This is a genomic window from Gammaproteobacteria bacterium, from assembly GCA_016716465.1.
Lineage (GTDB): Bacteria > Pseudomonadota > Gammaproteobacteria > SZUA-140 > SZUA-140 > JADJWH01.
In genome coordinates, this window is the sequence record JADJWH010000005.1 from 201,991 (window position 1) to 221,786 (window position 19,796).

The window sequence follows — 19,796 nt, forward strand, 5'->3', positions numbered from 1 at the left end:
ATCCTCTCCATTGATAATGTCACGGCGTCAGCCGGCCGGACGCTTGCCCGGGTCCCGGCGCAGTGCGAATATGCGAGGAGATTCCCCGGCTGTCAACTCAGGGAGGAGTTGCATGGTTTACGGGTGGCCTCGCTCTGGCGGGGGTTCCGGCTGGTGTGCGCTCTGCGGACAGCATTGCGATGACCTCGGGCTGTGCCCGGGGTGTCAGGCCGATCTGCCCTATCAGGGGCCGGCCTGCCGGCGTTGCGCGCTGCCGCTGGCTGCGTCGGCGGGAGGGCTGTGCGGCGGTTGTTTGATTGCCCCACCGCCGTACGACGAGGTGGTCGCGATCTTCGATTATGCCGAGCCGGTCGACATCATGATTCAGCGCCTGAAATTTGACGGCCGTCTGATCTACGCGCGCATCCTGGGGAAAATCATGGCGATTGAGCTCGAACGCCGCGGTGCGCGTCTGCCGCGCATGATCCTGCCAGTGCCCCTGCATCCCGATCGACTGGCCGCGCGCGGATTCAACCAGGCGGTTGAGATCGCGCGCCCGCTGGTGGCCCGGTACGGGATCCGGCTGGCCCGCACCCTTTGCCTGCGCACGCGCGCGACGGCGGAGCAGACCGGACTGGATGCGGTGGCGCGGCGTCGGAACATGCGACGCGCGTTCAGCGTGACGTCCTCCATGGCGGGCGCGGACGTGGTGCTGCTCGATGACGTCATGACCACAGGCAGCACGCTGGAATCGCTGGCGCTGGCCGTGAGGCGCGCGGGCGCGCAGCGCGTGGCGGTATGGGTTTGCGCGCGCGCGGCGTCCTTCCGCCGCGGCTGATCCGTGGGCGGGACACCGTGAAGATGTTTTGGGAATGCCGGCGGCTTGTGTTAAATTGCGCCCTTGCCGGGAAATACATCCGTCCGGGCAAGGGTTTGTTCATCTCAGGATGCCTTTAAAAACAACCGCGGGTCGAGGTAATGAGCGGAATATTTTCATCCCTTGCGCGTACGGCGGTCGTGGTGATGCTGTTGGCCGGGAGTGCGGCCGTGTCTGCGCAGACCCTCGATCTCAACATCAGCAATGACAGTGCGCAGTTTCGGTATATCGTTCAGGATCGTGACAGCAGCGGGTTTGGAAACAAGCAGGTCGACCTGGGATTGGTATACACCACCGATGATGTTATCGTCGGTATGTTCGGGGCGCAGCTGGTGGCGGAGGCGGGCAGCCGCACGCCGGGTCTGGATGCGGGGCTGGGCTTGAAGCTTTTCGGCGCCAATGCCAGCCCGGACAGCCTGGATGAGGATGTCAGCCTGTTCGCGCTGACGCTGGGCGGGCAGCTGCATTTCGTGCCGCCGCCGTGGCCGCGTATCGGTGTCTCCCTGCAGGGATTCTTCTCCCCGGACGTGGTTACCTTCGGCGATGCGGACAAATTCGCCTATCTCAGCGGCGCGCTGGAGTATCGCGTGCTTCCCCAGGCCATGGTGTACCTGGGATACCGCAAGATGCGTGCCGGACTCGAGGATGGCGGCAACGTGACGCTGGAGAGCGGCGGTCACCTCGGTTTTCAGCTCCAGTTCTGAACCGGGTGTGAATTCATAATTCTGCGACGGGTGGGGCGGGATGCGCATCAATCCGCTGGGATCATCGGTTGCCGTGGCGCCGGCGGGCGGACGCCGGCCGGCCAATGATCTCCATCCGCATCATGAGACACTGAGTTCCGGAGGGATGCCTGTGGAACGGGTGATCGAAGGCGAACTGCTCAACAAACGCCCCGTGCCGACCGCGGGTGACGTAGCCCGTCTCTGGCCGTTCGGCGCCGAACGCGCGGGCGGCGCCCCGGGGGTTGGTGATCTGTACGCCACTCGCGCGAGCGCGGCCATCAGTCGCTACCTCGATACCGCCTTCATGAGCGCGGCCCGCGCCGAAGCCCGCGCCGCACTCGATCTGTACGCCTGAGAACAGCTCGACACCCGCTTTCTTCCGCCGCGGTACCGTATATGCTTGACTCCACAGAATCCACCGCCGGGCGCGTCGTGGTCCACGTCGCCGTGGGCGTCATCTCGAATGCCGCCGGCGAGGTGCTCGTGAGCCTGCGGCCGAATCATGTGGACCAGGGCGGGTGCTGGGAATTTCCCGGTGGCAAGGTCGAGACGGGGGAAGGCGCGCGGCAGGCGCTGGCGCGTGAGATTGAGGAGGAAGTGGGCTTGCGGATCGAGTCCGCGCATCCGTTGATCCGTCTGCGCCATGAATACCCAACCCGCTCCGTGCTGCTCGATGTGTGGCGGGTCGGCGCCTATCATGGCGAGGCACACGGACGCGAAGGCCAGCGCCTGGCCTGGCGCGCGCCGCAGACGCTGGATCCGGCGGACTTTCCGGCGGCCAATCCGCCGATCATCACCGCGGCGCGGTTGCCGCCCCTGTATCTGATCACACCGGAACCCGCACCGGGCTGTGATGGCTTTCTCGCCCGGCTGGAATGCCTGCTCGACGCCGGAATCCGTCTGGTGCAGCTACGCGCGAAGTCTCTCGGCGCGGCGGAATTTCGCGGCCTCGCGCGAGAGGCCATCGCGGTGTGCCGAACCCGCGGGGCGCAAATCCTGCTCAATGCGGACCCTGAACTGAGTCTGTCGCTGGACGCGGACGGCGTGCACCTGAGCGGTGAGCGCCTGGCCCGGTTGTCGGCGCGCCCGCTACCGGCCGGCAAATGGGTCGCGGCGTCCTGTCACGATCGTCATCAGATCGAACGGGCCGGACGCCTCGGCGTCGACTTCATTGTGGTGTCGCCGGTACGCCCGACCCAAAGTCATCCCGGAATGACTCCGCTGGGATGGGGCGGCGTGCGGGAATTGCTGGACCCGGCCGTGATACCGGCGTATGCCTTGGGCGGCCTCGGACCCACGGATCTGGAGTCCGCCTGGGAAGCGGGTGCCCAGGGGGTGGCCGCGATACGCGCGCTGTGGGAGGCCGCGGGCGACCTCGCCCCGATCCGTGCCACCGCCGAGCTGGGCTGACTCAGGTCAGTTCGGCGGATCCGCCGCCACGAGTTCGGATTCGTCTCGTTCGTCCGCGGGCGGGCCGGCCTGACCGGCGATGCGATATTCCTCGCTCGCCCAGGCCCCGAGATCGATCAGGCGGCAACGCTCGCTGCAGAACGGGCGTTGCGGCCAGCGGGCCGACCATTCGATCTCCCGCTGACAGGACGGGCAGGACACCGTCCTCATATCGCGCAGCAGTTCAGCCTGAAGGGGATGTCGCGCTGGCTCTGGGATGGCCGTCCGAAGTCGCGCATCTCCATGAACCGGACGGTGAAACGGTGCTTGCCCCCGCTGATCTCGGCGAAGCAGTCGAGGTCGACGGGGAGGCTGACGCGGATGAGCTGGTACGGTGTCGTAGTGTCGAGCGATTGCTGATAGAAGCCGGCGTTCGCCGTTTCCTGCGTGGCAGGGGCGCTTTCACGCACGAGTCTCAGAATAAGATCGATCGCAGTGCGAAAGGTATCGAAGGCTGACAGCCAGCGGCGCAATTGCGTGTCCCGCTCCTCGGCTTCGTGTTTCAACCAGAAATGATAGACCGGCAGGTCGAAGTCGCAGGTCCCGCCCGGGATGCTGCTGCGCTGCTTGATGGCGGTGAGGAACTCGTTGTCCTTCAGCTCCTGTCCGACCTGTCCCTGGTAGCTGTGCAGGCGGTCGACCAGCAGGTCGATCTTGTCCAGGATCGCGTTGAGTTTTGAGCCATCGACGTCAGGGTTGGCTTCCAGGCGCGATAGGGTGGCGGTCAGCCGCTCCAGTTCCTTGATGACTTCGGTCTTGAGGTCGGTGCGGCCGAAAACATTGAGGATCTCGATCAGATTGGTCAGGCTGGCGCGCGTATCCCAGGATGAACGATGCTGCAGGCCGTGGTTTGCCTGCTGAAACAGGAATTCGAGCCGCAGAAAGGTTCGGATTCTCTCGTTCAGGGGTTGTTCGTAAGTGATGATGTTCATCGCTGCCGATGTCGGGCGCTGCCTCGTGACGGATACGCCCGGGCATGGCGCCGGGTTCGCGGGCGTAATCCGGCACATTCTCCATAACGGCGGGGTGGATAGCAAATCATCGTGCGCGAGCGCGCTCAATTCGGCGCGGCATCCGCCAGATCGAGATAGCCGCGATGGAGTGTCGCTATCGAGCGACGGAGTGAGTCCAGATCGCCGTCATTGACGATGACGTCGTCGGCCGCCCGCAGGCGCTGTTCGCGCGAGGCCTGAGCCCGCAGCGCGCCCTCGATTTCTTCCATGGGCCAGCCATCGCGCCGCGCGATGCGTTCACGCTGCAGCTCGGACGGGCAATCGACCACCAGAACGCGGTCGACCAGGTCGCTCTGTCCGGTTTCGACCAGGAGCGGGATGGAGACGATGCAGTAGGGGGCATCCAGTTGCCGTATCCGCGCCAGGATCCCAGTACGGATGCGGGGGTGCAGGATCGCCTCGAGCCGGCGCCGTTCCCCGGGGTCAGTAAAGATCCGCTGGCGCAGGCGGGCGCGGTCCAGGCCGCCGTGACCATCGAGGATCCCGGACCCGAAACAGGCGACGATTTCCTTCAGCGCGTCCCGGCCGGGGGCCACCAGATCGCGGGCGATCTCGTCCGCATCTATTAATGGGACGCCCAGTGCCGCGAAACCGTTCGCCACGGTGGTCTTACCACTGCCGATCCCGCCAGTCAGGCCGACGACGAGCATGAGGGAATTGCCATGGTCATAGCGGGGATCATACGTTGGGAGAGGTTAATAAAGCGGGGGTGAAATCCCAGGAAACCCATGGCCTGGGGCCGCTGCTCCAAGTCCTGATGGAATTATTTTTAGCCGATGCCCATCCATCCCCAGTACGCCTCCATGAGATCGTGTCCCCACAGCAGGGTGATCCAGCCGGCCGTGGCGAGGTAGGGACCGAAGGGTATGGGGATGTTGCGGTCACGTCCGCGCAGCAGCACCAGCGTGATGCCGACGACGGCGCCGACCAGCGAGGACAGCAGCACGATCGGCAGCAGATAGGTCCAGCCCAGCCAGGCCCCGAGCATGGCGAGCAACTTGAAGTCACCGTATCCCATGCCTTCCTTACCGGTGAGCAGCTTGAAGAGCCAGTAGACGGACCACAGGCTGAGGTAACCGGCGAGCGCCCCGATGATGGCGCCGTGGCTGTCGGTGAAGAGATTGAACAGGCTGACAAGCAGGCCAAGCCACAACAGCGGCAGCGTGATGCCGTCAGGCAGCAGGTGGTGGTCGAAATCGATGACGCTGAGGGCGATCAGGGACCAGGTCAGGACAAGCGCGCCTGCGGTCTCCCAGGAAACTCCGAACCGCCAGGCGACGACCATGGAAAGTATGGCGGTCGCGGCTTCGATCACGGGGTAGCGCGCCGGGATGTGCGTGCCACAGGCGGAGCAGCGCCCGCGTAACATCAGATAACTCAGGATCGGGATGTTTTCGAGCGCCGTGATGGCGTGACCGCAGTGCGGGCAGCGCGAACGCGGGGCCGCGAGATTGAAACGCTTGGTCTCGTCTGTCGCGGCCTTCTGTAAGTCTTCGAGGTATTCCGCGCATTGCGCGCGCCACTGGCGTTCCATCATCACCGGCAGGCGCAGGATCACCACATTGAGAAAACTGCCGATCATCAGGCTGAACAGGCCGACGACAGTTATGAAAAACGCGGGGCTTTCCTTGAATATCGCGACAAGTTCCATCTTGAGCTCATGCAGGAGCAGTTTTCACCTGGGCATGGGGGCAGATTTGAAATCTGTCCCCTACACTGATACGGAGAGTAATCCGCCCCGGCAGGGTTAAACCACCTGGCCCATCTTGAAGATCGGCAGATACATTGCCACGACCAGGCCGCCGATCACAACACCCAGGAAGGCCATGATCATCGGTTCGAGCAGGCTGCTGAGTCCGTCGACGGCGTCGTCGACCTCCTGCTCGTAAAAATCGGCCACCTTGCTGAGCATGGCATCGATCGAGCCGGCCTCCTCGCCGATCGCGACCATCTGCACCACCATGTTGGGGAACAGCTCGGTTTGCTTCATGCTCTGGTTGAGCGGCGAACCGGTGGCAATCTCGTCGCGGATGCGCAGGATGCCCTCGGAGTAGACGATGTTGCCCGAGGCGCCGGCCACGGTTCCCATCGCCTCCACCAGTGGCACACCGGCGGCGAACATGGTCGACAGCGTGCGGGCGAAGCGGGCGATGGCGGCCTTGGTCAGCAGGTCGCCGAACACCGGCAGCTTGAGGACCAGGCGGTCGAGCGTGTGCTGGAACTTGCGCGAACGCTTCTTTGCCTCGATGAAGGCATAAATCGCACCGCCGATCCCGCCGAAGATCGCCCACCACCAGTTCTGGAACAGGATGGACAGGTTGACCACGAACATGGTCATCGCCGGCAGGTCGGCGCCGAAGTTGGAAAACATGTCCTGGAACTGCGGGATTACGAACAGCAGCAGGATGGTCGTGACGATGAAGGCCACCACGATCACGGCGAGGGGATAGAACATCGCCTTCTTGATCTTGCTCTTCATCGCCTCGGTCTTCTCCTTGTAGGTGGCGATCTTGTCGAGCAGTGTCTCCAGGATACCCGCCTGTTCGCCGGCATTGACCAGGTTGCAGTAGAGGTCGTCGAACTGCAGCGGACGCTTGCCGAGTGCGTCCGCGAGCGGGTTGCCCGCTTCCACGTCGGCCTTGATGCCCAGGATCAGCTCGGCCATGGCCGGGTTCTCGTGGCCGCGCCCGATGATATCGAAGGATTGTACCAGCGGCACGCCCGAGGACATCATGGTCGCCATTTGGCGACTGAAGATCGCGATATCGCCCTGGCTGATCTTCTTCTTGCGCTTGCCGCTGAATAACGCCTGTGCCTTCTTTTTCACCCGGGTCGGGTTGATGCCCTGGCGCCGCAGCTCGGCCTTGGCCAGCGACAGGCTCGCGCTGCGGGTCTCGCCGCGCACCTTGTTGCCGGACTTGTTGGTGCCTTCCCAGGCGAACAGTGTGAGTTTCTGTGCCTTTTCCGCCATATGTCTACTCCGTAATCACGCGGTGCAGTTCTTCAAGGCTCAGGATGCCGGCCTTGACCTTTTTGAGTCCCGACTGGTGCAGGTCACAGATGCCTTCCTTCCGTGCCTGTTGGGCCAGGTCGATCGAGTTGCCGCCGTCCATGATGATGCGGCCCATCTCACTCGAGATCGGCATGACCTGGTAGATGCCGACACGGCCCTTGTAGCCGTCGTTGCACTGATCGCAGCCAACCGGCTTGTATACCGTGAAGGTGTCCAGTTCGTCTTCCCCGAAGCCTTCGTCGATCAAGGCCTGACGTGGCAGTTCGTGCGGCTGCTTGCAGTGCGAACACAGGCGTCGGCCCAGGCGCTGCGCGATGATCAGCGAGACGGCGGAGGCGATGTTGAACGGTGCGATGCCCATGTTGACCATGCGGGTCAGGGTCTTCGGCGCGTCGTTGGTGTGCAGCGTGGACAGCACCATGTGGCCGGTCTGCGCTGCCTTGATGGCGATGTCGCCGGTCTCCTTGTCGCGGATCTCACCGACCATGATGACGTCGGGATCCTGGCGCAGGAAGGCCTTCAGCGCGCTGGCAAAGGTCAGTCCCGCCTTCGGGTTGACGTTGACCTGGTTGATGCCGGGCAGGTTGATTTCCGCCGGGTCCTCCGCGGTCGAGATATTACGGTCTTCGGTGTTCAGGATGTTGAGTCCGGTGTACAGCGACACGGTCTTACCGCTGCCGGTCGGGCCGGTGACGAGGATCATGCCGTAGGGTTTCGCCAGCGCATCCATATAAAGTTTCTTCTGATCCGGCTCGTAACCGAGTGCGTCGATGCCGAGCTTGGCGCTGCTCGGGTCCAGGATACGCATGACGATTTTTTCGCCGAACAGCGTCGGGCAGGTGCTGACGCGGAAGTCGATGGCGCGGTTCTTGGACAGCTTCATCTTCATGCGCCCGTCCTGCGGCACCCGGCGTTCGGAGATGTCGAGTTGGGACATGACCTTGATGCGCGCCGCGATCTTGTTGGCCAGCGCCTGCGGCGGCGCGGCGACCTCCTTCAGGATGCCGTCCATGCGGAAGCGCACGCGGTAGATCTTCTCATAAGGCTCGAAGTGCAGGTCGGAGGCGCCCTTGTTGATGGCATCGAGCAGCACCTTGTTGACGAAGCGCACGATCGGCGTGTCGTCGACCTCGATCTCGCCCCCATTGGTCTCGGGCTCTTCGTCGCCGGTCGAGATGTCGAGCCCGTCGAGGTCGGCATCCTGCAGGACTTCCATCGTCGTGTCATTGGCCTCGATCAGCCGGGCGATGATCTGACTGAGTTTCTTGTCCTCGACCAGAATCGGTTCGGTGGTGGCGCCGGCGTGGAACCGGATGTCGTCCAGCGCCTGCAGGTTGGTCGGGTCCGAGACCCCGACGAACAGGCGGCTGCCGCGTTTGAACAGCGGCAGCACATTGTGTTTGGTGATGAGCTTCTCGCTGACCAGTTTGAAGGCGCAGACATCGAGGTCCATCGCGTCGAGGTCGAACAGCGGGATGCCGAACTCGCGCGAGGCGGCGGAGGCGATGGCGCGGCTGTCCAGGAGGTTGTTGTCGACCAGGTGACGGACCAGAGGTAGCTTGTGGCTGGTGGCCTCCTCAAGTGCCGAGGCCGCCTCGTCGGCGGACAGCAGGTTTTCCTCGACCAGCCGGCGCGCGAGGCCATTGAGCTGGAGGTGGGTATGACTGGCCGGCATGCTCATTATCTACTGATCCATCAAGTCCTTTTAGTGACAGCTAAGGTATCGGCCCGCGGACATCGGAATTTAGTCGAATCCTTGGGCTGTGATGCGCATCACACCACAGTTGCCCCTGTAAACAAAAAAGCGAGGCACCCGTAAGGGTGCCTCTTCTAAAGGATCAAGCTTGATTCTTATTAGACGCGGCAGTTGGCCGGGACATACTTGTTGTTGGCAGCGTCGTCGACTTCGCACTTCCAGGTGATGGCTTCATCCGGCGGTGTACCAGCAGCAATAGCCGTGCCCACCGGCGATGCGGGGGTCAGCGTCAGCACGACATCTTTGGCTTCAGGCGTATACGTTACGGTAATGACGCCAGTAGCATCATCAACTTCCACAGAATCGACGATATTTGTCGCCGTGTCAAAGCTCCAGCCACGGGTCAGGTCATCGCTGCCCGAGACGGCATTCTCGGCCACAGTGGATTTGGCGGCGGAAGCTATGGTCAAACCTTCCGAGATCTTCGCGCGCACGGTGTAGTCCTGATACGCCGGGATCGCGACGGCGGCCAGGATGCCGATGATCGCGACGACGATCATAAGTTCGATCAGGGTAAAGCCTTGTTGCATCTTCTTCATTGGGATCTCTCCTAAAAATGGGGTCGGTGTCTCGCGTCACTGAAAACTATTTATGACTTTGCTCTTTGGTCCAGGCTCATCGCTATTTGCATGCCTTGCGCAACAGGGTGCACGAAGCGTGCCAATTCAAAGGCCGTGGGCAAAATCGGGAGGGAGACCGGTGCAGCAGAGTGGAAATCGTGACTGACGTCACAAATATTGCCCGCCGCCCCATGCCCGCGCATGGAAAAATCCGTAAGCGGCCGTGCTCCCTCCCTGGATTACGGCCGCGGACCTGCGGATCTTGAGCAGGTGTTGCTGATTTTCAGCACATTCTGCTCAGCAAGGGAATACGGATTATTGGTTAAGGATTTGGTGTTAAGGGGTTTGGGGTATTAAGGGTAATGGGGTAAATCGCTGAGGCGAGGGGACAGATTTGAAATCTGTCTACGAGGGATCGGTGTGTCCCCGGGGCGGTGCCAGGGGACGGATTTAAAATCCGTCCCCGATTTCGCTTTTCGTTATTCCAGCCCCAGCTTCTTCAAGCGGTAACGCAGCGCGCCGAAGGAGATGCCGAGCAGGCGGGCGGCGGCCGTCTTGTTGTGCCGCGCCTGTTCCAGCGCGCGCAGGATGGTCTCCTTCTCGATGTTTCCCAGATAGGGTTCGAGCGGGGTCTCGACAGCCACCGGCACGGCGATGTCCGTGTTTCCCCTGGGTGTGATGAGCTGCAGATCCTCTTCCCGGATGATGCCTCGTTCGCACAGTGTCATCGCACGTTCGAGTATGTTCTCCAGTTCGCGCACATTGCCGGGAAAGGGATAGCGCGTCAGCGCCGCCAGCGCGGCATCACTCAGTTGGGGCGGCTTCTCCCCGCCCTGGGTGGAGAGTCTGTGCAGGACGTGTTCGACGAGCTGCGGGATGTCTTCCGCACGATCGCGCAGCGCTGGCATCGGGAGCTCGATCACGTTGATGCGGTAGAACAGGTCCTGGCGGAAGGCATTGTCCTGCACCAGCGCGGCGAGATCCTTGTGGGTGGCGCTCAGGATGCGCACGTCGATCGGAGATTCCTTCTGCTCGCCGACCGGGCGTATGGCCTTTTCCTGGATCGCGCGCAGCAGCTTGACCTGCATGTGCAGCGGCAGATCCGCGACCTCGTCGAGGAACAGCGTGCCGCCGTGCGCGGCCTGGAACAGGCCTTCCTTGTTGCCGGCCGCGCCGGTGAAGCTGCCCTTTCTGTGGCCGAAGAATTCGCTCTCCATCAGCGCCTCGGGGATTGCGCCGCAGTTGACCGGGACGAAGGGCTTGTCCGAGCGCGGCCCCTGCTCGTGAATCAGGCGCGCGGCAAGCTCCTTGCCGGTGCCGGATTCGCCGCTGATATACACCGGCGCCTGGCTGCGTGCCAGTTTCGCGATGGTAGCGCGCGTGTGCCTCATTGCGGGTGAATCACCCAGCAGCGCGAGCGCGGAGCGTTCCGCCATGTGTCGGTGTTTGAGCTTGAGGGCGGTATTAACCAGGGCGCGCAGTGCCTGCAGGTCCACCGGCTTGGAGACGAAATCGAAGGCGCCTGCCTTCAGGGCCTGCACCGCGGATTCGACGTTGCCATGGGCGGTGATGACCGCGGTGGGGATTTCGGCATAGGCTTCCTGGATGTATTCCACCAGTTCGATGCCGTTGCCGTCGGGCAGCCGCATGTCGGTCAGGCACAGGTCGAAGCGTTCGCGGCCCAGCAGCGCCTTGGCCTGGGCGACGTCTGCGGCGTCGCGGCAATCGATTTCCATCCGTCCCAGCGTCAGCGTGAGCAGTTCCCGGATGTCGGGCTCATCGTCGACGATCAGCGCCAGTGCGCGCGACATGGTCAGGCCACCTGTCTGCGCCGGGGATCGGCGAAGGTGATGCGGAAGCGGCCGCCGCCGAGCGGGTTGGCCAGATAGTTCAGGCGCGCCTGGTTGCTGGCGCAGAGCTCGCGTGCGATATACAGGCCCATGCCGGTACCGTCACTCGCGGTGGTGAAGAAGGGCTCGAAAATCTGCTGCTGAAGCTTCGGCTCCACGCCTGGACCGCTGTCGATCACATCCAGATAAGGGTTGTTCGAGTCCGCGACAATGCCGGCGCGCAGTATCAGCCTGCCATCGGCGGACCCATGCTTGATGCCATTCTGGCACAGGTTCCACAGCACCTGGTGCAGTTGTCCGGGATCCATCTGTACGCGGATGTCGCCGGGTGTCACTTCCAGCCGGATCCGGCCTGGGACCAGCCCCTCACCGGCGGTGAATTCATTGATGAACTGGTTCAGCCAGGGCTTGAGCATCAGCTCTTCTGGTTGGGTCCGTCCGCGGCGGCTGAGCTGCATGATGTTTTCGATGATCGCGTTCACCCGCGCGGAATGCTCCTGGATGATTTCCGTCAGGCGGGTGTCGCCGGGATCCAGTTGCGGGGATTCCGCCAGCAGCTGGCTGGCGTGGCTGATCGCACCGAGCGGGTTCCGCACCTCGTGCGCGATACTCGCGGTGAGACGCCCGAGTGAGGCGAGCTTGAGCTGTTGCGCCTGCTGGGTCAGCGCCGCCATGTCCTCGAGAAAGATCAGTGTGCCGGCGGAAGGGTCGGTGCCGAGACGGGCGAATTTCGGCAGCACCTCCGGCGCGGATTCCGACAGACGGAAGCTCTGCGGCTCGTAGATGTCGTTGTTCCACCATTCGCGCAACTGACGGTCGAGTTCGGCCGAGGCCTGCTTGATCGGTCTGCCTTCGGCCCTGGTCGTAAGTTCGAGCAGGCGCGTGGCCGAGGCATTGATCAGGCGGATGGAAAAATTGTCGTCGACCACCAGTATCCCGGTTTGCATGCGCTGGATCACATACTCGGTGAGTTGCGCCATGTTCGCAAGATCCACCCCGCGGCGTTCCGCCAGCGCCTGGCTCTCGCGCAGCCGGCGCGCGAGCACGTGGGCGAGGATCGCCGTGGCGAAAAAGCTGGCACCGAGCAGTCCGGCGTGGGTGTAGTTGGGGGACAGCGCGGTACCTTCCAGCCAGGAGTACGCCTGTTCGATCAGTACCGCGAGACTCGCGATGGCGGCGAACAGGCGCGAGGTGCGCCCCGCCATGATCAGGCTGCCGCCCGCGATGGAGATGATCAGCAGCATGCCGAGGCCGCTGCGCACCCCGCCGCTGGCGTGCATCAGCAGCGTGATCGCCAGGATGTCCGCCATGACCTGCAGATAGGCCTGGGCATTGAATCCGGGGCGCCGCCACTTGATGGTGAAGAGCGCGCAGACGGCGAGCAGCGCGTAGGCCATGCTGGTCGTTGAAAACAGCGTGCTGCCGTATTCGCCCGTCGGCAGCCGCGGGCGGTCGACCAAGCTCAACAATACGAATACGCTCGCCAGACACACGCGGAAATAATTGAGATAGAGGAGCTGCTTCCACTCCATATCACCGGCGTGGTGCGGGAGCGCAGCTTCACCAGAGCGCGCGGGGCGACCCTTATATCGCGCCGGATTGTCGACGGAGGCATTCATATGGGGGGCATTGTGCGATGTGTGGTCGTAGTGATGTCCGACAGGTATTCGGTCGGCGCAGGGGGGAAGTTTAGGGATTGGCCGCTTATGACATCGCGCGTGATCCAGGCGGTCGGCTTGATGGTCAAAATTCCGGCTGTCTGTGGACTTCTGTTGATTGGCAGGCGATGGGGTATTCGTGACGGATCGCCGGACTTCGATATGCACCGTCATTTATTTTATTTAATATTTACATAGAGTTACATATTTTTCTGGTGTTGCCTTGGTTGGCGTGCAGCCGTGTCCTGGGAGTCTTGGCGCAGGCCGGTCTTGCCGGGATATTGACGGAGGGATAGAATTCTATGTGCGTTGCCTGTATTCGCAACGGGTCAATTATCTAATGCCACAGGATGTGGGAAGAGGCTTAGGGGTATTAGACATGAACGGGCTGAAAGACACCTCCAGACGTGATTTCCTCAAGAAGACGACGTATGTGGTGCCGGTGGTTCTGACGTTGAGCGCCACTCCGGCGCTGGCGGGCAAGGGCTCCTACCACAAGAAGAAGTGCAACAACGGAGTCGGCAATGGCCCCGATTGCTTGCCGCCGGGCATTGAAAAGAACGGCAAGCACTATCTGGACAACGACGACAAATGGGGTAAGCCTGGCAAGCCCCAGAATCGTGGCGGGTTCAAAAAATACAAGTAAGGCAGGTTTGAAACTTCTGCTGAGGGCCCCTTCACGGGGCCCTTGTTTTTTCCGGGGGGTCCGCCCTGGTCGTGTGAACGTCGCTTCACTCGACGTACGTCATCCCGCCTCTCAATTGATCATCCTGCTGTGTCTATGGCCTCGACGATGCGATCGCGCAGGTCATGGGGCACACGCTTGGAGGTCGAGCCGAGGATGATCAGCAGGAACATCGCGGTTATCACCACCTCGCGCACCAGCGCGGAAAACGGCGAGTAGCCGCCGGGGGGATGTTCGCCGTAGCCGTAGGCGAAGCCGGTCGACGCGCCGAAACCGGCCTGGCCGCTCGCGATGATATACAACACCCCGACCGCCACCAACCCGCCCAGCACCTGGGCCGCGATGTATGGCGCCAGTTGCGCCGCCGGGAAGCGGCCGCCCGCCCATAGGCCGATCGATACCGCGGGGTCGAGATGGCAACCGGAGATGTGGCCGATGCCGGCCTTTGGGAATGCCATCGCCAGCACCGCGCTGCCGCAGTCGCCCGGCATCAGCCAGAAGGTACCGAAAAACTCCGCGCCGTATGGTTTCATGGTGATGTTTCTTGCATCACGACCGATGGGTAACATCCGGGACACGGGACGCAAGTACGCCCATCTACCTTACACCCCCTGTGCCACGACTCCGGGATCCGTTCAGCTTCGTTTCAGCCTGCCGCGCTAAGGTGGGCGCATCGAACAGGTCTACAGAAGGGCGTCCGATGCGCAACTCATTCACTGTATCCGTATGGGATCCGCTGGTCCGGGTCTTCCACTGGCTGCTGGTCGCCGGCTTCTTCACCGCCTATTTCAGCGAAGACGATTTCATGACGCTGCACGCCTGGGCCGGCTATCTGGTGCTGTCTCTGCTGGCCTTTCGTATCGCATGGGGATTCGTTGGGCCGCGCCATGCGCGTTTCAGCGATTTCGTCGCCTCGCCGTGGCGGGCGCTGCGTTATCTCGGTAGCCTCTTCACCGGCCGCGCGCCGCGCCACCTCGGCCACAACCCGGCCGGCGGCCTGATGATCATCGCGCTGCTGATCGGCCTGACCCTGACCGGAGTGACCGGGCTGGTGGTGTACGGCGTCGAGGAACACGCCGGCCCGCTGGCGACGTACGTCGCGCACTGGTCCCGTTCCACCGGCAAGTCGTTCGAGGAAGTCCACGAATTCCTGGCGAACGGCGTACTGCTGCTGGTGTTCGTCCACGTCGCCGGCGTCCTGATGGAGAGCCTCCTGCACCGGGAGAACCTGGTCAAGGCGATGTGGACGGGTGAGAAGCGCCTCGATTAGAGAAACCGCGGAGGAAAGCGAGATGAAACGACAGGCCCTGGTTCCACTCCTGCTGCTTGGCCTGACGCTGAGCGCGACAGCGCGCGTCACTGTGGTGGACGAGCTGCTGGGAGAATATCGCACCGCCGGCGCCGGCGGGTTTTCCGCCGACCGCGGTCGCGCGCTGTGGGCACGGGAATTTACCGGCGAGGCCGGTGCGCCGCGCTCGTGCGCCACCTGCCACGGCAACGATCCGACTCAACCCGGCCGACACGTAAAAACCAATAAGCCCATCGATCCTCTTGCCCCATCGGTTACGCCGCGGCGTCTGACCGATGGGAAGGAGATCGGGAAGTGGTTCAAACGCAACTGCGACTGGACGCTGGGGCGCGAATGCACACCGCAGGAGAAGGGCGACGTGCTGACTTATCTGAGACAACTGTGATGCCACGACAGGAGGATACCGCCATGAGGAAAACCATAGCCTTGTTCATGATCGTCGCGACGCTGTCAACCTTCATCGGGCTCGCGGCGGCGGATGACGACCATCGCCCGTGGCGCCGCGGCTCGGAGGTCGCCCCGGTGACCGATCCCGTTTATCTTCGCGAATGCGGCGACTGTCATCTGGCCTACCCGCCGGGCTTGTTGCCGGCGCGATCCTGGCAGGCAATAATGAACGGCCTCGAGGATCATTTCGGCGATAACGCCGCACTGGACGCCGCCACGCAAGGCCAGCTGCTGGACTACCTGACGCGGAACAGCGCCGACCATGCCGACTACCCGCGCTCACGCAAGATCGCGCGCCAGCTCACCGCGGGCGATACGCTGCTGCGTATCAGCGAGTTGCCGTTCTTCCGCAGTGAGCACGATGAACTGACGCCCGCGATGGTGCGCGACAACCCCGAGGTCGGCAGTTTCAGCCGCTGCAACGCCTGTCACAGGCGGGCCGAACAAGGCTCGTTCCGCGAGCACGAGATCGACATTCCCGGCTACGGCCGTTGGGAGGATTGAGCCATGCGCCATCTCGTCCTGCTGTCCCTGCTGCTGATCAGCCTGGCGCCGCCGGCCTTGTTTGCGCGCGACGACGACCATGAGAAGGCGCGCCGACTGCGCGAGGCTGGCGAGATCCAGCCGCTGGAAGCTATCCTGGAACAGGTGCGCCGCGTGCAACCGGGCAAGGTGATCGAGGTTGATCTCGACCGCGAGCACGGCATCCACGTCTACGAGATCGAGGTGCTCGACGCCGACGGCGTGGTGTGGGAACTGGAGCTCGATGCGCGGGACGGCGCGGTGCTGAAGCACAAGAGGGACTGAACGCTGTGCGTCTGCTGCTGGTGGAGGACGATGACCGGCTGAGTGCGCAGCTCAGGAGCGACCTGGGGCGCGCCGGCTACGCCGTGGACGTGGCGGGCGACGGCGAACGGGGCGAGTTTCTCGGTGACACCGAGCCCTACGACGTGATCGTGCTGGATCTCGGGCTGCCCCGCCGCCCCGGCCTGCAGGTACTGGCCAACTGGCGCGGCCGCGGCAACCGCACGCCGGTGATCGTGCTCACCGCGCGCGATGCTTGGCACGAGCGGGTGGAGGGCTTCAAGGCCGGCGCCGACGATTATCTCGGCAAGCCGTTCCACGTCGAGGAGCTGCTCGCGCGCCTTGCCGCCCTGATCAAGCGCAGCAAGGGCCAGGGCGGCGGACGGTTGCGGTCCGGAAGTCTCGCGCTGGACGAGGAACGGCAGTGCGCGATCCGCGGCGATGGGGAACCGGTCGCGCTCACCGGCACGGAATTCCGCCTGTTGCGCTATTTCATGCTGCATCCCAACCGCATCCTGTCCAAATCGACGCTGGGCGAGCACGTCTACGACTATGACGGCGAGAAGGACAGCAACGTGCTCGAAGTATACGTCAACCGCCTGCGGCAGAAACTCGGGCCGCGGATCATCGTGACCCGGCGCGGCCAGGGCTACGTCTTCGCGCCGCCGGAATGACGCGCTCGCTGCAGTCCCGTCTCGGCCTCGGCCTCGCCCTCAGCCTGGCGGCGATCTTCGTCGTGCAATGGCTGGCTGTCAGCGCCGCCATCCGCTACGTCGTCCATGGGCAGATACAGACGCGCCTGCAGCACGATGCCGAGACGCTGCTGGCCCTGCTGGAGGTCCCGCCCGCGGGCGCCCCGCGGTTTCCCTTCGATACCGTGAGTCCGATCTACCACCAGCCGTTCTCCGGCCACTATTACCGCGTCGAGATCGACGGTGCGGTCGCGCGCTCCCGCTCGCTATGGGACGAGGAGTTGTCGCTGCCGGCCGGCGGCGTGAATGAAACACAGGGTCCGCGCGGCCAGCAATTGCTGGTGCTGGACCGCGCTTATCAGAAAGGCGGCCGTCCCGTGCGCATCGTGGTCGCCGAGGACATGACGCCGCTGAGCCGGGAGATCCGCCGGCTGCAATACGTTTATGCCGCCATGTCGCTCGTCTTTTTCACCGTCCTGCTCGCCCTGCAGGTGGTGCTGCTGCGGCGCAACCTGGCGCCGCTGCAGCACCTGCGCGCCGAGGTGTGCGAGCTGGAACAAGGTGGGCGCGCCGCCCTGAGCGAGGACGTGCCCGGCGAGGTCGTGCCGCTGGTGCGCGAGATCAACCGCCTGCTCGCGGCGCTGACCGAGCGCCTGCGGCGCTCGCGCAACGCCGTGGGCAACCTCGCCCACGCCGTCAAGGCGCCGCTCACCGTTATTGCCCAGCAGGCGCAGCGCCCGGAACTGGAGGCGTTTCCGGACCTGCGCGACGGCCTGCGCCGGCCGGTGGAGCAGGTCCGCGGGCTGGTCGCGCGCGAACTGAAGCGGGCGCGCATCGCCGGCGCCGCCGGCACGCGCGCGCTCGCCGAGCTGCCGCGCGACGTCGACGATCTGGTCGCGACGCTGCGGGCGATCTACCGCGACAAGGCGCTCGACATCCGGGTACAACTGCCGGCGGAGACGCGCTGCGCGATGGAGCGCGAGGACCTGCTGGAAATGCTCGGCAACCTGCTCGACAACGCCTGCAAGTGGGCGGCCGGCGCGGTGACATTGACGATCAGCCACGACAATGGCGACTGGCGCTTCGCGGTGGAGGACGACGGCCCCGGCGCCGAGCCGGTCGACTATGCCGAACTGACGCGGCGCGGCGTCCGGCTGGACGAGACCGCCGACGGCCATGGCCTGGGGCTGGCGATCGTGCAGGACATCGTCACGGCCTACCGCGGCCAGCTCGTGCTGGAGCGCTCGGAGTGCCTGGGCGGCTTCGCCGCCGTCGTCACGCTGCCTCTGGCCGGCGACACCGCAGCCTAGGTATTCTCCACCCGGTATTCACCGCTTCAGCGCCCCGGAGAGGTTCTAAGTGATTCTATTGGTCGGGGTGACACGATTCGAACGTGCGACACCTGCCTCCCGAAGGCAGTGCTCTACCAGGCTGAGCTACACCCCGCGACGGGATCGGTCAATATGATCGATTGACGGAAAATTCGGCCAGGGCGTACATAGCCTCCCGATAGGGGGATGCCGGGAGAACCGCGAGGGCCGCGGCCGCCTTGGCGGCTTCGTCCCGGGCCGAGCGCGCAGTGTAAGCCAACGCCTCCGTGGATTCAATGGCTTTCAGCACCTCGGCGATCTTTTCCCGGCCGCCGTGCACGATGGCGTTGCGGATGATCGCAGCCTCCTGAGGGTTGCCCCGGCGCAGGGCGTGGATCAGGGGTAGCGTGGGTTTGCCGGCGGCGAGGTCGTCGCCGACGTTCTTGCCGATGTGCTGGGAGCTGCCCGAATAATCCAGCACGTCATCGATCAATTGGAAGGCGGTGCCAAGGTGCCGGCCGTACGCGGCCATGGCCTCCTCCTCCGCGGCCGATGCACCGCTGACGATGGCGCCGACCTGGGCCGCCGCCTCGAACAGTTTGGCGGTCTTGCAGCGGATCACCTCCAGGTAGCGCTCCTCCGTGGTGTCGGCGTCGTTGCTGCTCAGCAGCTGCATGACCTCGCCTTCGGCAATGACATTGGTAGCGCGGGCCATGATTTCCATCACGCGCATGCTTTTCACGGTCACCATCATCTCGAAGGCGCGTGAATAGAGGAAATCCCCGACCAGGACGCTGGCCTCGTTACCCCATACCGCATTGGCGGTCTCCTTGCCGCGGCGCAGTTCCGATGCGTCCACGACGTCGTCGTGCAGCAGGGTCGCGGTATGGATGAATTCGATGATGGCGGCGAGGTCGATGTGACTTGCCCCCGGGTAGCCGAGGGCGCGCGCGCTGAGCAGCACCAGGATCGGGCGCAGGCGCTTGCCTCCACTGTTAACTATATAAAAACTCAGCTGATTTATTAGCGCGACCTCGGTCTGCAGGCGTGCGTGGATCAGTGCGTTGACCGCCTGGAGGTCGGACGCGACACAGGACTGGATCTCGTCGAGGTCCATCGAGGTCGGAGCGATTTTCAGCGGCGAGTTCACCTGAGGCCATGACCCCGTTTGCAAGGGATTGCGGGTTGATAGTCGCGGAGAAGGAAGTCAGTGTAGAGGGTGTCCGCCGGTGTGGCAAGTGGGGGCGGGAACGGCGTTGACCTCTTCGGGGCGATTGGTTAAAATGCCCTCCTTTTGCATTCCCTCATTGGTTTTTGGCGATTTTTTTCACGGCTGGAGCTGGATATGTACGCGGTTTTCGAGACAGGCGGTAAGCAGTACCGGGCCCAGGAAGGCGATGTCATCCGGGTCGAGAAGCTGGATGCGGGCGAGGGCGCGGCGATCGCCATCGAGAAAGTGCTGATGGTCTCGGACGGGGATTCGGTGCGGATCGGTACCCCCTATGTCGCCGGCGGCAAGGTCAGCGCCACCGTCAAGGCGCACGGCCGCGGCGAGAAGATCCGCATCGTCAAGCACCGCCGTCGCAAGCATTATCATCGCGAGATGGGGCACCGGCAGCACTATACCGAGCTGCAGATCACCGGCATTTCCGCAAGCTGAAGATTTTAG

General features: G+C 63.6%; 23 protein-coding genes and 1 tRNA gene. 12 read left to right on the plus strand and 12 right to left on the minus strand.

Annotated features, from left to right (window positions below; genetic code table 11):
• Positions 1-112 precede the first annotated feature (112 nt).
• The 4 genes from IPM20_11805 (at position 113) to IPM20_11820 (ending at position 2,991) form a co-directional block, all read left to right on the plus strand.
• Complete coding sequence (locus IPM20_11805) at positions 113-817, plus strand: ComF family protein (GenBank protein ID MBK9132305.1); 705 nt, start codon at positions 113-115, stop codon at positions 815-817.
• Between the two features lie 140 nt (positions 818-957).
• Complete coding sequence (locus IPM20_11810; GenBank protein MBK9132306.1) at positions 958-1,560, plus strand: hypothetical protein; 603 nt, start codon at positions 958-960, stop codon at positions 1,558-1,560.
• Between the two features lie 40 nt (positions 1,561-1,600).
• Entirely contained in the window at positions 1,601-1,936 is a 336-nt protein-coding gene (locus IPM20_11815; protein MBK9132307.1) for a hypothetical protein, read from the plus strand.
• A 41-nt stretch (positions 1,937-1,977) separates the two neighbouring features.
• The gene (locus tag IPM20_11820) at positions 1,978-2,991 is read left to right on the plus strand and encodes a Nudix family hydrolase (protein ID MBK9132308.1); all 1,014 of its coding nucleotides are present in this window, start codon (positions 1,978-1,980) and stop codon (positions 2,989-2,991) included.
• A gap of 6 nt (positions 2,992-2,997) precedes the next feature.
• On the opposite strand, the gene IPM20_11825 is transcribed toward IPM20_11820, so the two are convergent.
• The 9 genes from IPM20_11825 to IPM20_11865 form a co-directional block, all read right to left on the minus strand.
• Positions 2,998-3,201: a DNA gyrase inhibitor YacG gene (locus IPM20_11825; protein ID MBK9132309.1), complete on the minus strand. Its 204-nt coding sequence runs from the start codon at positions 3,199-3,201 to the stop codon at positions 2,998-3,000.
• Positions 3,198-3,962 carry a cell division protein ZapD gene (zapD, locus tag IPM20_11830; GenBank protein MBK9132310.1) on the minus strand — a complete coding sequence of 255 codons (765 nt, stop codon included), beginning with the start codon at positions 3,960-3,962 and terminating at the stop codon, positions 3,198-3,200. The genes IPM20_11825 and zapD overlap by 4 nt, the downstream gene beginning before the upstream one ends.
• 125 nt (positions 3,963-4,087) lie before the next feature.
• The gene (locus IPM20_11835) at positions 4,088-4,693 is read right to left on the minus strand and encodes a dephospho-CoA kinase (protein MBK9132311.1); all 606 of its coding nucleotides are present in this window, start codon (positions 4,691-4,693) and stop codon (positions 4,088-4,090) included.
• Positions 4,694-4,812: 119 nt separating this feature from the next.
• A complete protein-coding gene (locus IPM20_11840) occupies positions 4,813-5,694 on the minus strand; it encodes a prepilin peptidase (GenBank protein MBK9132312.1) in 882 nt (293 codons plus the stop codon).
• A gap of 96 nt (positions 5,695-5,790) precedes the next feature.
• Complete coding sequence (locus IPM20_11845; GenBank protein ID MBK9132313.1) at positions 5,791-7,014, minus strand: type II secretion system F family protein; 1,224 nt, start codon at positions 7,012-7,014, stop codon at positions 5,791-5,793.
• Between the two features lie 4 nt (positions 7,015-7,018).
• A complete protein-coding gene (gene pilB / locus IPM20_11850; GenBank protein ID MBK9132314.1) occupies positions 7,019-8,737 on the minus strand; it encodes a type IV-A pilus assembly ATPase PilB in 1,719 nt (572 codons plus the stop codon).
• A 173-nt stretch (positions 8,738-8,910) separates the two neighbouring features.
• Positions 8,911-9,351, minus strand: coding sequence for a pilin (locus IPM20_11855; GenBank protein MBK9132315.1), 441 nt, complete (start codon positions 9,349-9,351; stop codon positions 8,911-8,913).
• Positions 9,352-9,851: 500 nt separating this feature from the next.
• The gene (locus IPM20_11860; protein MBK9132316.1) at positions 9,852-11,183 is read right to left on the minus strand and encodes a sigma-54-dependent Fis family transcriptional regulator; all 1,332 of its coding nucleotides are present in this window, start codon (positions 11,181-11,183) and stop codon (positions 9,852-9,854) included.
• A gap of 2 nt (positions 11,184-11,185) precedes the next feature.
• Complete coding sequence (locus IPM20_11865; protein MBK9132317.1) at positions 11,186-12,619, minus strand: histidine kinase; 1,434 nt, start codon at positions 12,617-12,619, stop codon at positions 11,186-11,188.
• Between the two features lie 640 nt (positions 12,620-13,259).
• Between IPM20_11865 and IPM20_11870 the strand changes: the two genes are divergently transcribed.
• The gene (locus IPM20_11870; protein ID MBK9132318.1) at positions 13,260-13,526 is read left to right on the plus strand and encodes a hypothetical protein; all 267 of its coding nucleotides are present in this window, start codon (positions 13,260-13,262) and stop codon (positions 13,524-13,526) included.
• A 119-nt stretch (positions 13,527-13,645) separates the two neighbouring features.
• Here the strand turns inward: IPM20_11870 and IPM20_11875 are convergent, their stop codons facing one another.
• Positions 13,646-14,098 (minus strand): aquaporin, encoded by a 453-nt coding sequence (locus IPM20_11875; protein ID MBK9132319.1) that lies wholly within the window; start codon positions 14,096-14,098, stop codon positions 13,646-13,648.
• Between the two features lie 167 nt (positions 14,099-14,265).
• On the opposite strand from IPM20_11875, the gene IPM20_11880 reads away from it, so the two are divergent.
• From IPM20_11880 to IPM20_11905, 6 genes are read left to right on the plus strand one after another with little or no spacing between them, the layout of a single operon-like run.
• Positions 14,266-14,835 (plus strand): cytochrome b/b6 domain-containing protein, encoded by a 570-nt coding sequence (locus IPM20_11880; GenBank protein MBK9132320.1) that lies wholly within the window; start codon positions 14,266-14,268, stop codon positions 14,833-14,835.
• Between the two features lie 22 nt (positions 14,836-14,857).
• On the plus strand, positions 14,858-15,259 hold the full coding sequence (locus IPM20_11885; GenBank protein MBK9132321.1) for a DUF1924 domain-containing protein: 402 nt from the start codon (positions 14,858-14,860) through the stop codon (positions 15,257-15,259).
• Positions 15,260-15,282: 23 nt separating this feature from the next.
• Complete coding sequence (locus IPM20_11890; protein MBK9132322.1) at positions 15,283-15,825, plus strand: diheme cytochrome c; 543 nt, start codon at positions 15,283-15,285, stop codon at positions 15,823-15,825.
• Positions 15,826-15,828: 3 nt separating this feature from the next.
• Complete coding sequence (locus IPM20_11895) at positions 15,829-16,128, plus strand: PepSY domain-containing protein (protein MBK9132323.1); 300 nt, start codon at positions 15,829-15,831, stop codon at positions 16,126-16,128.
• Between the two features lie 5 nt (positions 16,129-16,133).
• Positions 16,134-16,799: a response regulator transcription factor gene (locus IPM20_11900; protein ID MBK9132324.1), complete on the plus strand. Its 666-nt coding sequence runs from the start codon at positions 16,134-16,136 to the stop codon at positions 16,797-16,799.
• A complete protein-coding gene (locus tag IPM20_11905; protein MBK9132325.1) occupies positions 16,796-18,127 on the plus strand; it encodes a sensor histidine kinase in 1,332 nt (443 codons plus the stop codon). Before IPM20_11900 ends, IPM20_11905 begins: the two co-directional genes overlap by 4 nt.
• A 59-nt stretch (positions 18,128-18,186) precedes the next feature.
• Here IPM20_11905 and IPM20_11910 read toward each other — a convergent pair.
• Together IPM20_11910 and ispB are read right to left on the minus strand one after the other, a co-directional pair.
• A tRNA-Pro gene (locus tag IPM20_11910) sits at positions 18,187-18,263 on the minus strand.
• Between the two features lie 12 nt (positions 18,264-18,275).
• Positions 18,276-19,244: an octaprenyl diphosphate synthase gene (gene ispB, locus IPM20_11915; GenBank protein MBK9132326.1), complete on the minus strand. Its 969-nt coding sequence runs from the start codon at positions 19,242-19,244 to the stop codon at positions 18,276-18,278.
• Between the two features lie 228 nt (positions 19,245-19,472).
• Here ispB and rplU point away from each other — a divergent pair, with 228 nt between their 5' ends.
• The gene (rplU, locus tag IPM20_11920) at positions 19,473-19,787 is read left to right on the plus strand and encodes a 50S ribosomal protein L21 (GenBank protein ID MBK9132327.1); all 315 of its coding nucleotides are present in this window, start codon (positions 19,473-19,475) and stop codon (positions 19,785-19,787) included.
• Positions 19,788-19,796 lie beyond the last annotated feature (9 nt).

Coding starts and splice junctions, on each gene's coding strand:
- IPM20_11805 (MBK9132305.1), top strand. CDS start 113: ATGGTTTACGGGTGGCCTCGCTCTGGCGGGGGTTCCGGCTGGTGTGCG.
- IPM20_11810 (MBK9132306.1), top strand. CDS start 958: ATGAGCGGAATATTTTCATCCCTTGCGCGTACGGCGGTCGTGGTGATG.
- IPM20_11815 (MBK9132307.1), top strand. CDS start 1,601: ATGCGCATCAATCCGCTGGGATCATCGGTTGCCGTGGCGCCGGCGGGC.
- IPM20_11820 (MBK9132308.1), top strand. CDS start 1,978: ATGCTTGACTCCACAGAATCCACCGCCGGGCGCGTCGTGGTCCACGTC.
- IPM20_11825 (MBK9132309.1), bottom strand. CDS start 3,201: ATGAGGACGGTGTCCTGCCCGTCCTGTCAGCGGGAGATCGAATGGTCG.
- zapD (MBK9132310.1), bottom strand. CDS start 3,962: ATGAACATCATCACTTACGAACAACCCCTGAACGAGAGAATCCGAACC.
- IPM20_11835 (MBK9132311.1), bottom strand. CDS start 4,693: ATGCTCGTCGTCGGCCTGACTGGCGGGATCGGCAGTGGTAAGACCACC.
- IPM20_11840 (MBK9132312.1), bottom strand. CDS start 5,694: ATGGAACTTGTCGCGATATTCAAGGAAAGCCCCGCGTTTTTCATAACT.
- IPM20_11845 (MBK9132313.1), bottom strand. CDS start 7,014: ATGGCGGAAAAGGCACAGAAACTCACACTGTTCGCCTGGGAAGGCACC.
- pilB (MBK9132314.1), bottom strand. CDS start 8,737: ATGAGCATGCCGGCCAGTCATACCCACCTCCAGCTCAATGGCCTCGCG.
- IPM20_11855 (MBK9132315.1), bottom strand. CDS start 9,351: ATGAAGAAGATGCAACAAGGCTTTACCCTGATCGAACTTATGATCGTC.
- IPM20_11860 (MBK9132316.1), bottom strand. CDS start 11,183: ATGTCGCGCGCACTGGCGCTGATCGTCGACGATGAGCCCGACATCCGG.
- IPM20_11865 (MBK9132317.1), bottom strand. CDS start 12,619: ATGGCCTACGCGCTGCTCGCCGTCTGCGCGCTCTTCACCATCAAGTGG.
- IPM20_11870 (MBK9132318.1), top strand. CDS start 13,260: ATGAACGGGCTGAAAGACACCTCCAGACGTGATTTCCTCAAGAAGACG.
- IPM20_11875 (MBK9132319.1), bottom strand. CDS start 14,098: ATGAAACCATACGGCGCGGAGTTTTTCGGTACCTTCTGGCTGATGCCG.
- IPM20_11880 (MBK9132320.1), top strand. CDS start 14,266: ATGCGCAACTCATTCACTGTATCCGTATGGGATCCGCTGGTCCGGGTC.
- IPM20_11885 (MBK9132321.1), top strand. CDS start 14,858: ATGAAACGACAGGCCCTGGTTCCACTCCTGCTGCTTGGCCTGACGCTG.
- IPM20_11890 (MBK9132322.1), top strand. CDS start 15,283: ATGAGGAAAACCATAGCCTTGTTCATGATCGTCGCGACGCTGTCAACC.
- IPM20_11895 (MBK9132323.1), top strand. CDS start 15,829: ATGCGCCATCTCGTCCTGCTGTCCCTGCTGCTGATCAGCCTGGCGCCG.
- IPM20_11905 (MBK9132325.1), top strand. CDS start 16,796: ATGACGCGCTCGCTGCAGTCCCGTCTCGGCCTCGGCCTCGCCCTCAGC.
- ispB (MBK9132326.1), bottom strand. CDS start 19,244: ATGGACCTCGACGAGATCCAGTCCTGTGTCGCGTCCGACCTCCAGGCG.
- rplU (MBK9132327.1), top strand. CDS start 19,473: ATGTACGCGGTTTTCGAGACAGGCGGTAAGCAGTACCGGGCCCAGGAA.